Source organism: Cellulosimicrobium sp. ES-005 (genome assembly GCF_040448685.1).
Classification (GTDB): domain Bacteria; phylum Actinomycetota; class Actinomycetes; order Actinomycetales; family Cellulomonadaceae; genus Cellulosimicrobium; species Cellulosimicrobium cellulans_G.
Genome location: NZ_CP159290.1, coordinates 115,745 through 128,020, shown reverse-complemented (window position 1 = coordinate 128,020; position 12,276 = coordinate 115,745). Strand labels below are relative to the sequence as shown.

General features: G+C 72.2%; 9 protein-coding genes. 2 read left to right on the top strand and 7 right to left on the bottom strand.

Going from position 1 to position 12,276, the window contains the following annotated elements; all coding sequences use genetic code 11:
- Positions 1–46 precede the first annotated feature (46 nt).
- The 4 genes from ABRQ22_RS00490 to ABRQ22_RS00475 all read right to left on the bottom strand — a co-directional run bounded on the left by ABRQ22_RS00490 (position 47) and on the right by ABRQ22_RS00475 (position 3,243).
- Complete coding sequence (locus ABRQ22_RS00490; RefSeq protein WP_353708203.1) at positions 47–1,276, bottom strand: HipA domain-containing protein; 1,230 nt, start codon at positions 1,274–1,276, stop codon at positions 47–49.
- Positions 1,269–1,718, bottom strand: coding sequence for a hypothetical protein (locus ABRQ22_RS00485; RefSeq protein ID WP_353708202.1), 450 nt, complete (start codon positions 1,716–1,718; stop codon positions 1,269–1,271). Before ABRQ22_RS00485 ends, ABRQ22_RS00490 begins: the two co-directional genes overlap by 8 nt.
- Positions 1,719–2,777 carry a hypothetical protein gene (locus tag ABRQ22_RS00480; protein ID WP_353708201.1) on the bottom strand — a complete coding sequence of 353 codons (1,059 nt, stop codon included), beginning with the start codon at positions 2,775–2,777 and terminating at the stop codon, positions 1,719–1,721.
- Between the two features lie 79 nt (positions 2,778–2,856).
- Positions 2,857–3,243: a hypothetical protein gene (locus tag ABRQ22_RS00475; RefSeq protein WP_353708200.1), complete on the bottom strand. Its 387-nt coding sequence runs from the start codon at positions 3,241–3,243 to the stop codon at positions 2,857–2,859.
- Positions 3,244–3,357: 114 nt separating this feature from the next.
- Here ABRQ22_RS00475 and ABRQ22_RS00470 point away from each other — a divergent pair, with 114 nt between their 5' ends.
- A complete protein-coding gene (locus ABRQ22_RS00470; protein WP_353708199.1) occupies positions 3,358–4,077 on the top strand; it encodes a DUF6308 family protein in 720 nt (239 codons plus the stop codon).
- 36 nt (positions 4,078–4,113) lie between these two features.
- Here the strand turns inward: ABRQ22_RS00470 and ABRQ22_RS00465 are convergent, their stop codons facing one another.
- Complete coding sequence (locus ABRQ22_RS00465; RefSeq protein WP_353708198.1) at positions 4,114–4,635, bottom strand: hypothetical protein; 522 nt, start codon at positions 4,633–4,635, stop codon at positions 4,114–4,116.
- 134 nt (positions 4,636–4,769) lie between these two features.
- On the opposite strand from ABRQ22_RS00465, the gene ABRQ22_RS00460 reads away from it, so the two are divergent.
- Complete coding sequence (locus ABRQ22_RS00460; protein ID WP_353708197.1) at positions 4,770–5,399, top strand: glycosyltransferase; 630 nt, start codon at positions 4,770–4,772, stop codon at positions 5,397–5,399.
- Positions 5,400–5,651: 252 nt separating this feature from the next.
- Here the strand turns inward: ABRQ22_RS00460 and ABRQ22_RS00455 are convergent, their stop codons facing one another.
- Both ABRQ22_RS00455 and ABRQ22_RS00450 read right to left on the bottom strand, forming a co-directional pair.
- Entirely contained in the window at positions 5,652–8,117 is a 2,466-nt protein-coding gene (locus ABRQ22_RS00455; protein WP_253054429.1) for a hypothetical protein, read from the bottom strand.
- A gap of 167 nt (positions 8,118–8,284) precedes the next feature.
- On the bottom strand, positions 8,285–12,232 hold the full coding sequence (locus ABRQ22_RS00450; protein WP_353708196.1) for a ThuA domain-containing protein: 3,948 nt from the start codon (positions 12,230–12,232) through the stop codon (positions 8,285–8,287).
- Positions 12,233–12,276 lie beyond the last annotated feature (44 nt).

Here is a 12,276-nt window from a genome sequence, read left to right as displayed (position 1 = left end):
GGGAGCTGACCACGCACAGTTCACCCGGCCCTGCCCGGTCGTCCGGTCATCCGGCGGCCTCCCCGGCTAGGAGGTTCTGAGTGAATCCGGCGGCGTCGTCTCGTATACCCGGGTGAGCTCGTGGGTCCGGCTCTTCGCGCGACAGCGCGTCGGCTACGGCGCCGAGTGCGGCACGGACCGTGTCGTGGGCGGTTGTCACTCCCCACGCCTCTCCCTCCGCGACGAGGTCCGACGCGGTGACCGTGCTGTGCACGTAGGCACCGTTCACAGCGAGGGCGAGCCGCCCGTCGGTCGGCTGGTGCCGTAGCGGCACGACGTCGTACATCGGCGCGATCCGTGCCCTCCCGTCGGGCAAGTGGAGCATCGAGACGTTCTTGGCGTGCATGTCGAGGTTGCCGACCGCGAGGGTGAGTGTGGTGTATCGGAGGAGCTGCTCGACCGCCGTCGGGCCGGCCGCGCGACGTAGGACATCCGCGATCCTCGCGAGGCTAACTTTGCCGCCGATCTCCTGGTACTTCTCGTCGCCGCGCGCGCCGAGCGCCTGGTTCATGTCCTCCTGGTGGAGGCGTCCTCGGGGAGCGTCGGGCGACCGGTCGTAGCGCTCGATCACGAGCGCGGTCCGTCCGTCGAAGTCGTGCAGCCACACCGTCCCGTGCGTCAGGCCGAGGCGTGACGCGAGCCGCGTCACGTACTCCTCGTCATAGATGACGGTCGGGTTCGCCGCGGAGTGGGGCTTGAGGATGTGGCTCGACGGGTAGCCGTCGTGCACCTGGTGCCAGGTTCCTTCGACGAGCGCGAGGACGATCTTGTCCTGGACGCCAGCGAGGGACGACTTGCCGCCGCGCGGCGAGTTCCCGAGCGGCATTCCTCGCGTGTTTCCGAGCAGCTCGCCGACCTGCGCGTCGCTCAGTGGGGTCGCGCGCGGGGTGCGCGGCTCACCGGGCGCGTCGGGGTCGTACAGCTCGACGGCGCCGGCGACGTCCCGTCCGAAGCGCGCGAGCAGCCCGACGACGTCACTCTCCGCGATGCGTGCGCGGGCGGCGAGCTCGCTCAGGACTCGCCCTTCGGGAAGGAGCTCTGCGAAGTAGTTGCGCCTCCGGGCGGCACGCGCGCGATTCTCCACGAGGCTCAGCGGAACCGCCTCGGACAGCACGGTGCTTCCGGGCGGCCAGTGCTCGAGCACGGACCGGTCCGTCCTGAAGTCGAACGTCCGCGCGCTCGTTCCCACGAGATGGCCGACGAGCCGCCCGTACAGCTCGACCCGCAGGTCACCCATCGCGGCGTTCCTCGTCCTCTGATGCAGCGCCGTCTGCGGCACCACCTGCCGCGTCGACGGCGTCGAACGCCGAGTCGTCGATCTCGGCCCAGAGCCGCACGCCCGTGGCATCGAGCATGGCGAAGAGCCGCTCCATGAGGAGACCTGGCTTGCCGTTCTCCATCTCCCAGACCCACTTCTGCCCGATGCCGAGCTGGTCGGCCAACTGCCGCTGGCTAGCCCCTCGCACGAGCCGTCCCTGCTGCAGGGCGAAGCCCAGCAGCTCAGGGCTCGTGATCTCGATCCGCACCGTCACGCCGCCTCCGATGACGTCGATAGTGAAGTCATCGTAAGTGACGTCGATATCGAAGTCGAGCGCAGAGACGTCGATATCGACGTCACCAAACGCCGTACACGGCCGAGGCGGGCCCCTATTGGCGACCCGCCCCGCGCCGTCGGGCACTCACCGCGCGGCAGGAACCGGGCCCAGCGGGCCAGCCGCGGGCTGGACCTCACTCGTGTAGCAATAGAAGCCCGGAACACGCTGGCCGGACCGGAAGCTCACCTTGTTGAGTTGTCCCGCACAGTTCGCGATGACGTTCCACGGGAGCGGGCCGTCGGCTGCCGCGTCGACGAGCTGCTGGAGCGCCCCGCGCCTCGTGTCTGCGTTGAGGTACACCGACACACCCCGCACGGTCGCCCACACCACCGCACGGCCGCCGAACGTGCCCACGTCCGCGAGCGTCGGCGCCCCCGACGCGAGCACCGACCGCAGGTGCTGCAGCAGCGCGGTCTCGTCGAACGGGTCGTCCTTCGTCCCGCGCGAGGCGCAAGCGGGGGGCGTCGGCGCGGGGCCTGCCCACGGGGCGGCGGCACGGGCCCGGCGCGCCGGCCCGGACCCTCCGGCCGCGGCTCGGTCCGCCTCCGTGTACACCGCGTGCTGGTCGCGCGCCGCAGCGGGCGGCGCGCCCGCTGCCATGGCCGTGCGCATGCCCGCCATGCTGCGCGACGTCGCGGCGTAGGCCTGGTCGACGTTCGCCGTGTCGTAGGTGAGCGAGCGCTCGCGCTTCACGCCGATGGACGCGCCGACCTCGATGGCGTCCTGGTTGGCGCCCATGTAGAGGAACGTCCAGCCGAACTGCTCCTCGCGCTCGGTGACGAGCGCCTTGATCGCGGCGCGCGTGCACTCCTTCGAGGCGTTCTCGAGGCCGTCGGTCATGATCCCGACGATCACGGCGCCGGGCCGCTGGTCCTCGGGGAGCTGCGCGATGCGGAGCGCGGTCGTGTGGACGAGGCGCCCGATGGAGTCGAGCAGCGCGGTCATGCCGCGCGGCCGCAGGTCGAGCGGCGGGACCTCGCGCACGTCGAGGTCGGTGTAGACCTCCTCGTACTCGTCGTCGAACTGGGCAAGCGTGACCGTGCAGCGGCCGGGCGCCTCGCGCTGCTCGGAGAGGAACAGGTCGAAGCCCTGCTCGGTGGCCTGCTTGATCGACTGCATGGAGCCGGACCGGTCGAGCAGCATGGCGAGGTGGGTAAGGCTCTGATCGGGTATGGCGGTGTCCCTTCGTCGTGTGCTGCTGGACGGGCGGTGGTGTGGACGGTCAGGTGCGGCGGCGGAACCTCAGGGGTTCGACGACGGTCGTCGGCTCGGGCGGCGGGGTCCCGCGCTCGCGGTCGTAGCGGGCACGCGTGACGCCCTCGGCGGAGACGCGGCCGTCGGGACCGGAGTAGCCCGCGAGCGCCGGGGTCCGCGCGAGGCGTGGAGGCACGGTGTTCGGCGCGACGCCCGCCGCTTCGGCGACGGACCGCATGGACGACCCGGCGAGCAGCGCTTCCGCCATCGCCTCGTCGAGCGCGACGTCGAGGAGTGCGCGCGCCCGCGAGAGCGGCTCCACCGCCTCGCCGGGCGGCGCGGCGCTCGCCTCGTCGAGCGCCGCGAGTGCGGCGTCGAGCCGAGGCCGGAGGTGTCGCGACGGGTCCGTGGTCATATCGAGGACTCTATGTGCAGTAACTGCACATGCGCAAGACTTGCGCACCGGTTTCACCCACTCGACGTCCGGGTGCGGCCGTGTGCGCGACGACGACCGACCTACCCTGGCGCTGTGACCTCGACGCTGAACGTCCCCGACGTCCTCACTCCTTCGCTCCGTGACGAAGCGGTCGATCATCTTCGTCGCTACTTCGCTCCCGTCGACGGGACGACGGGCTGGTCGGGTTCGCGCTTCGAGCGGCTGGCCGGCGGTGGCGATCGACCGGAGACGGCTGACCGGTTCACGGCTGACGACCTCGTCGCCGTCTCGCTCCTGTCGGTGAACGTCCCGCCGCACGGGGCGCTCCAGCTCCTCGAGACCCGCGCGGACGAGTTCGGCGAGCTGCTCGCCGAGATCCCTCCCGACCTCGACCTCGTGGACGTCGAGTCGATCCCCGACGGCTGGGCTCCGCGCCGCCTGTGGGAGGCGCTGCGCGACATCCGTGGCATCGGCTGGGTCACCGCGGGCAAGCTCCTGGCACGCAAGCGGCCGCGGCTCATCCCGGTCTACGACACCGTCGTCCGGGCAGCCGTGAAGCCCACCGGCTCGTTCTGGGAGGCCCTCCGCGCGGAGCTCCGCGCGGACGACCGCGCCCTCCACCGGCACCTCGTCTCACTGCGCGACGAAGCCGGCATCGGCGGTGACATCTCGGCGCTACGGGTCCTCGACGTCGTCGTGTGGATGCACCACCGCTACCTCGAACCCACCGCTGACCACGCAGGACGCACGGGAAGTCCGTACGGGGCGTCCACGGCGGGGTTCAGGCCGGCGTCCACTCCTGCGCCCGCGTGAGCCGTCGGTGCCGCGAGCGCCCGACACGGCCGGGCGTCAGCCCGCCGCGAGCGCCTCGCGCAGGATCCGGACGGCCCGGGGCCCGACGCCGTGCAGGGCGAGAAGGTCCGCGTCGGCGAGCCGCGCGACGTCGGACAGCGTGGTGATCCCCGCGCCGGCGAGCGCGCGCGTCGCCGGACGGCCGATGGCGGCGGGGAGGTCGCCGACGGTGCCGGGCTCGGCGGCGTCGGCCGCGAGGAGGGTGTCCGCGAGACGTCGCGGCGCGCGGGCGAGCCACGCGCGCCGCACCCAGTGGTTGGCCTGCTGGCCGTCGAGGTCGGCGAGGGGAACGCCCGCGCCGAGCAGGTGGTCGCCGCGGGTCCACCGGCGCGCGGTCGGCTGTTCGGCGAGCACGCGCGCGACGTCGTCGTCCCCCACGCGGAGCTGCACGACGTCGTCCCGCGTCACCACCGCGAACCGTCGCCCGCGCACCACGAATGACACCGTCCCGGCGGTCGCGTCCTCCGCCGCCTCGGGCAGGGCGAGCGCGGCCGCGCGGACCTGAGCGAGCGTCGTCATGCCGCCACCCTGCCACGGCCGCGCCCGAGCACGACGTTGCGCGCCGTCGAGCACGACATGCGTGTCGTTCTGAGCCCGAGAACGACATCGACGTCGTGTTCGGCGCCGGTCCGGAGACCCGGCAGACTGTCCCCGTGAGCAGCCGCCCGCCCCGTCCCCCGCACCGGACCGGCATGGTGTGGACCGCCGTGCCCGGCGGGGTGCGGGGGCGCGAGCGCCTGACCCCGGTCGTCGACTACCTCGCGGTCCTGCTCGTCCTGCTCGTGCTGTTCGGCGGGTCGGTGTGGTTCGTCGTGTGGCTGCTGCTCCAGGAGGAGGGGGTCGCCGCGGCGGTCTCGTGCTTCCTGGTCGTCGGCTTCGGCGTCGCGCTGATGGCCTACGTGCGCGGGCCGTCGAACCAGGCCGTCGTCCTGCGCCCGCACGAGATCGAGCTGCCCGTGGGGCCGGAGCCGGCACGCGTCGTCGTGCGGTGGGACGACGTCGCGGGGGTGCGGGTGCTGGAGGGCGAGCGGCGTCCGGCGCTGCGGGTCGAGCTGCGCGACGGCGCGCGTGCCCGGCACGCCGAGGGCGAGGACCTGCTCCAGGTCCGCCCGGCGAACGGGCCGGACCCGGACTCGGTCGACGTCGCGGACGCCGAGGCGGTCGCCCGCGTCCTGCGGCACCTGCTGGACCACCCGGAGGACCGCGCGCGCCTCGCACAACGCGGCGGGGTGGGCATCGTCCTCGCGTTCGCGCGCCCGGTCTACGGCGACCCACCTGCCTGACCCGGCCGCCGACGTCGCCCCCGTCCGCCGCCTCCCTGACGTCAGCTCCCCGAACACGACCTCACCCGCCGTCGAGCACGACATGAGAGTCGCCAGACGACCGATAACGACCTTCATGTCGTGTTCGGCGCGGGAACGGGAGGGCGGCAGCCCGGGTGGAGCGGGTACGACGACGGCCCGAGCCCGCACCTGGGGGGTGCGGGGTCGGGCCGTCGTCGATCGGACTGGTTCGGTCGGACCGTCAGGCGTCGGTCAGCGGCGACCGATGTCGGACAGCTCGGCCGCGGCGATGATGAGCTCGCGCTCGGCGTCGTCGAGCACGCCGTCCCACACGAGGTCCTCGGTCACGAGGCTCACGTGGTCGACGAACTCGCGGTGCGTCGGGTACTCGTCGGTCTCGGCGACGTAGTCGTTCACGGTGCAGCCCGTGCCGTCGTCGTAGTTCTGGACGGTGCTGTCGTGGCCGTCGATGATGACGGTCGGACGCACGTCCGAGCCCACGCAGCGGTCGCGGACGAGCTGCAGGACCGTGAAGGTCACCTCGCCCGTCGTGACGTTGCCGACGCCGTCGACGGCGCGGTAGCGGACCACGTGCTGGCCGTCGGCCGCGAACGCGACCGGGGCCGCGTAGCGCTGCCAGGAACCGCCGTCGGCCTGGAACTCGATGCGGTCGACGCCCGACTCCTCGTCGACCGCGGTCAGCGTGACCCGGGCGCTGGCGACGAAGTCGCCGTCGCGGGTCCGGCTGCCGCTGACGGCGGCCGTGACGACGGGGCCGTCGGTGTCGCCCGGCTCCTCGCCGCCCGCGATGACGAACGTCGCCGTCTTCAGGGCGGAGACGTTGCCCGCGACGTCCGTCGCGCGGTACGTGACGGTGTGCGCACCGGGGGTCCGCACGGAGATCTGCTTCGCGTACGGGAGCCACTCCCCGCCGTCGACCTGGTACTCGACCGAGGCGACGCCGGAGTCGGCGTCCGTCGCGAGGAGGCGCAGGAAGACGGTCGAGAGGTACTCGCCGGCCTCGTTCTTCGTCCCGCCCATCACGCGGTGGTCGACCGTGGGGGCGACGGTGTCGCCGCCCTGGCCGGCCACGACGTCGAACGTGAGGCTCGCGGGCTCCGTGACGTTGCCCGCCACGTCGGTCGCGCGGTAGGCGAGCGTGTGCCGACCCGGCTCGTCGACGACGACGGCCTCGGTGTACTCGGTCCAGCCCGCACCGTCGAGGTCGTACTCGACGGACGCGACGCCGGAGCCGTCGTCGGTCGCGGTGAGCTGCACGGACGCGGAGCCGACGTAGGCGCCGTCCTCGTCCTGCGTGCCGCTGAGCTGCGTCTCGACGACCGGGGCCGTCGTGTCCTCGCCTGCGTCGGCGACGACGACGAACTCCGTGACGGACTCCTCGGACACGTTGCCCGCGACGTCGGTCGCCCGGTAGACGAGCGTGTGCTCGCCGGGCTCGTCGACGACGAGCGGCGCGGTGTACGGGGCCCAGCCGGCGCCGTCGAGGTCGTACTCGACGGTCTCCACGCCGGACGCGTCGTCCGTCGCGGTGAGCGTCGCCGTGGCGGACCCGACGAACGCGCCGTTGTCGTCCTGCTCGCCCGTGATCTCGGCGGTCACGGTCGGGGCGGTCGTGTCCTGCTCGCCGTCCTCGACGACCGTGAAGGTCACCGAGCCGACCTCGGACACGTTGCCCGCGACGTCGGTCGCGCGGTAGGAGACGGTGTGCTCGCCGAGCTCGGTGAACGGCACCGTCGTCGTGTAGGGCAGCCACGCGCCGCCGTCGACCTGGTACTCGACCGACGCGACGCCCGACCCCTCGTCCGAGGCGTGGAGCATGAACGCGGCCGTGCCGATGTACGCGCCGTTCTCGTCCTGCTGACCCATGACCATGGGCTCGACGGTCGGCGCGGTCGTGTCCTCCTCGACGTCGCCCTCGACGACGGTGAACTCCGCGGTCTGGGCCTCGGACGTGTTGCCCGCCGTGTCGGTCGCGCGGAACTGCAGGGTGTGCGCGCCGACGGCGTCGACGAGGAACGGCTCGGTGTACGCCTGCCAGCCCGCGCCGTCGAGGTCGTACTCGACCCCGGCCACGCCGGACTGGTCGTCGGTCGCGTCGAGCGTGACCGTGGCGCCGCCGACGTACGCGCCGTCGCCGTCCTGCTCGCCCGTGAGGAGCGCGGAGACCGCGGGTGCGGTCGTGTCGTCGCCCCCGCCGCCGTCGGTGACGACGAGCTCGCCCCACATCTCGCCGTGGCCGGGGATCGCGCAGAAGTAGCGGTAGGTGCCGGACGTGAGGGTCACGTCCTTCTCGTGCAGCCCGCCGTTCGCGTCGAACGGGCTCGCGAGGATGTTCACGTCGAGGTCGTGGTTGTAGCCGGCCGTCGACGTGTCGAACGTGAGCGTGTGGCTCATGCCGAACGTGCTGCCGGTCGCGATGCTGTTCTCGAACACGATCGTGGCCGGGCCGGCCTCGGCCGTGGCCGGGAAGGACTTGTAGTCGGTCACGCTGTTGTCCGCGGTCCAGGTGAGGACCTGCGCGGCGGCGACGGTGCTGCTCGCGACGGACGAGACGGCGGACGGTGCCGTCGCTGTGGGGGCCGCCGAGGCCGGGGCGACGGTGAGGACCGTCGTCGCGGTGAGTCCGGCGACCGTGGCGGCGAGGAACCGCCGCGCGCCGCGGCGGCGAGGGCCGCCGGGACTGGTACGTCGTTCCATGAGGGTGCACTCCTCCGGGGGTGTCTGGGGTTCTGTCGGGCTGGTCGGGCTGTCCGGGCGTGGTCGGGGCGGGCCGTGCAGCCTGCCCCGAGGGCCGCCGTCGTGCGGCACGACGGCGGCCCCGGGGTCGGCGGGGACGGCCGGCCGGCCGCCCCCGCCGGGCGGTGCTACAGGTCCGCCACCCGGACGTCACGGAACTCGATGAGGTCCGAGTTCCCGTGGTTCTGCAGCCCGATGAACCCGCTGTCGAACTGGCGCAGGTCCGTGGGCGGGTCGCCCGCGCGGGACGACTGGATCCCCGGCGCGTTCTCGAACTCGTTGATGACGACGCCGTTGCGGATGATCGTGTAGTGCTGGCCCACGACCCGGATCTCGTACTCGTTCCACTCGCCCTTGGGCTTCTCCCCGCCGGTGTTCAGGCCGACCGGGTCGAAGTTGTAGACCGAGCCCGTCTTCTGCGGCTCGCCCGTGGGTCCGTCGTAGATCTGGATCTCGTGGCCGCAGTAGATCGCGACCCACGCCGGTGAGGTCTGCCCCTGGGCGCACTGCGCGTCACCCGGGTCGTTCGGGTTCGGGAACCGGGTGAACACGCCGGTGTTGGCGTGGTGGTCGCCCGCCGAGACGTCGCGGTACAGGAGCTTCACGGAGAAGTCCCCGAGCTCCTCGCCCGCGTACCAGAGCATCCCCAGGCCGCCGCTCGACTTGAGCGAGCCGCCCGGCTCGAGCGTGAACTTGCCGCCCGGAGCCTGGTACCAGTCGTACAGCGACTCCTGCGTGCCGTCGAAGATCGTGCGGTACCCGCCGGGGTACGCGCCGATCTGGGACCGGGCCGCCGCGTCGACGAGGCGAGCACGCTCGCGGTCGCTGATGCGGCTGTCGTCGTACAGGCCCTTGGCCACCGACTCGACGTGCGCCAGGAACCGGGCGTGAGTGCGCCACTCCTTCTCGTCCTGGAACAGGTCGGCGATGTTGCACGCGCCCAGGTCACGGTTCTCGACCGTGGAGTCCACGTCGCCGAAGAACACGGTCTCGCGGTCGTCGGGCAGCGTGCACGACGGCGAGCCGTCGGTCGTGACCGTGGCCGTCGAGCCGTCGGCGTACGTGACGGTGAGCTTGGCCTCGTAGTTCTTGACGCGCGGGTACTTGTGCTTCGGGTTGGCCTGACGCGAGGTCGAGCCGTCGCCGAACTCCCAGAGGTAGGAGACGCCACCGGAACGCGCTCCGGTGAACTGCACGGTCAGCGGGTCGCCCTGGATGCTCGTCGCGGACGCCGCCGGGGCCGGGGTCGGAGCCCCGCCCTGGTAGGTGATCCGCATGAGCTTCTGGTTCGGGTCGAGGCTGAAGAAGCCACCCGCGTAGTCGACCAGGTACAGCGCGCCGTCCGGACCGAACTTCGCGTCCATCCAGCTCTGCAGCAGCCCGTCACCGCGGCCGCCCGGGATGATCTGGCGCAGGTCCTCCATGAACACGGGCGCGTCCAGGTTCTCCGGGTCGACCGTCACCGCGACGCGGTTGTTCGAGTTCGACTGGTCGCCGATGAACCACTTGCCCTCCCAGTACGACGGCCACGCGACGTCGGACTCGGGGTCGACCTGCGACTGGCGGTAGGTCGGGCCGGACATGACGGCCTGGCCGCCACCCCGCAGCCACGGGATGGTGTAGGTCGCCTCGCTGTCGACGTACGACGGGATGCCGTTGCCGCGGTCCGGGAACACCGGGCCGCCGCCCGAGGGCGAGTACCAGATCATGTTGTCGCGCACCGGCGGGAGGTCGACGAGACCCGTGTTGCGCGGCGACGTGTTCTTCAGGTTGTCGCAGTCGTACCAGCCGGTGAGGACGCTCGCGTCCTCGTTGCTCCGGTCGCGGTACGGCTGCCCGTTACCCATGCAGTACGGCCAGCCCTGGTTGCCCGCGGACGTGATGATCGTCGCGGTCTCGTACTTCGCCGGGCCGAGGTCCGGGTTCGGGAGCGTCGCGTCCGGCCCGACCCAGGCCGCGGTCAGCCAGTCCGTGTCGGGGTCGATCTGCAGGCGCGAGATGTTGCGCACGCCCATGACGTAGATCTCGGGACGCGTCTTGTCCGCGGGGTACTCGCCCACCGGGAACAGGTTGTCGTCCGGGATCGTGTAGGTGCCGTCGTCCTCGGGGTGGATCCGCAGGATCTTGCCGTTGAGGTCGTTCGTGTTGCCGGCGGTGCGGCGCGCGTCCTGGAAGCTCAGGCCCGCGTACTCCTGCGTCCAGTTGTTGCCGGAGTAGCCGCTCGAACCACCGGACGAGTTGTTGTCGCCGGAGCCGATGTAGAGGTTGCCCTTGCTGTCGAACGCCATGCCGCCGCCCGCGTGGCAGCAGCTGTGGATCTGCGTCTCCCACTCGAGCAGGTCGACCCGCGTGCTCTGGTCGATCGTCGGCGTCGCGGGGTCGTAGGTGAACCGCGAGACCGTCCGGTAGCCCACGCGACGCTCACGGTCGATGTTCTCGTGCGGCATCCAGTACACGTACAGCCAGTGGTTGGTCGCGAAGTCGGGGTCGGGCACGATGCCGAGCAGGCCCTCCTCGTTCTTCACGAGCTCGTCGCCGCTGCCGCGGTTGCCCATGACGTCGAGCGTCGTGAGGAGCTTCGCCTCACCCGTCTCCGGGTCCCACTGGTGGATCGTGCCGCAGCCGAGGCCCACGTTCGGGTCGCTCCACGGGACGATCGGGCCGGTCGGGCAGGCGCCGCGGCCGATGTAGAAGACCGTGCCGTCGGGCGCGATCGTCAGGCCGTGCTGCTCGCCGTTCTGGTCGAGCGTGCCGGCCGTGTTCACCTTCGACAGGCGCTCGGCCTTGTAGTTCGACGCGATCGTGGCCTGGCAGTCGCCGCGCACGACGCCCGTCGTCCACTGCAGCGCGCCGAGGAGGTGCTCGCGGAACGTCGCGTCCTGCCAGCTCTCGGGCGTGCCGCCCATGCCGGTGAAGAACGAGCGTCCGCCGTCGTAGTCGCGGCACCACGAGACGGGCTGGAACGGGTTGGTCGTCGGGCCGGCGTCGGGGCCGGGCTCGAGCGTCGCGACCGTGTGCACGTCACCGGTCGGGTCGTCGGCCCAGTCCAGCCACCTGTCCTCGCGGTCCCACGTGAGCGGGAGGTCCGCCGTCGCGGGGTGCTGGCGGTCGACCAGGTCGACCGTGCGCTCCTCGAGCGGGATCTCCGGGTCGGGCTGCTCGACGGAGTCGGGGCCGAAGATCGAGAACTCGGCGAGCTGGACCTCGGCGTCGCCCGAGTTCGCGGTGACGTCCAGGCGGTACCAGCCGTACTCCGTCTCGTTCCCGACGTCGAACGTGCGCGGCTGGAAGCGCTGCGGGAAGTCCTCGTCGGTCCGCGTGTCGAGGTCGACCCACGTCTGCCCGTCGGTCGAGCCCTGGACCTTCCAGTTCTTCGGGTCGCGGCCCGCGGAGTCGTTCGCCGACGTGATGCCGTACTTCACGAGCGCGACGGGCTTCTCCATGCGCAGCGTGAGCTGGCCCGTGCGGGCGAACGTCAGCCACTTGGTGTTGGGGTCGCCGTCGACGGCCTTGGCCGGGGTCTCGGCGGCCGGGCTGCGGCCGGTGCCGGTCGCCTCGGCGACCTTCTCCGCCGTCATCGTCGCGCCCTTGATCCGGGCGCCGACGAGGCCCTCGAACCACTTCGACGCCTCCTGGGCGCGCGCGGCGTCGCGCACGCCGAGGAAGCCGCCGCCGGCGTTGACGTACGCCTGGAGCGCGGCCTCCTGCTCGCCGCTCAGCTCGATGCCCTCCGAGGAGAGCATGACGACGCCGCGGTACTCGCCGAGCGTCGCCTCGCTGATCATGGCCGGGTCGGACGTCGCCTCGACGTCGAACCCGTTGGCGGCACCCAGCTCGGTCAGCGCCGCGGTCGCGGCGACGACCGGGTCGGCCTGCTCGTCGGGCGCGCCGTGGAACACGAGCACGCGCACGGCCGTCGTGGCCGCGGCGGTGGCCGTCGCGGTAGCCACGGACCCGGAGGCCAGGGCCCCGCTCGAGGCGACCGCGCTGCTCGGCGCCGTGGCGACGGGCAGCGCCGCCGCCGGGATCACGGCGGCGCTCGCGACGAGCGCGGCGCTCGTGAGGCCCACGGTCATGGCCAGTAGTGCTCCTGGTCGGGAGCGTCCCCTCGTGGGGGATG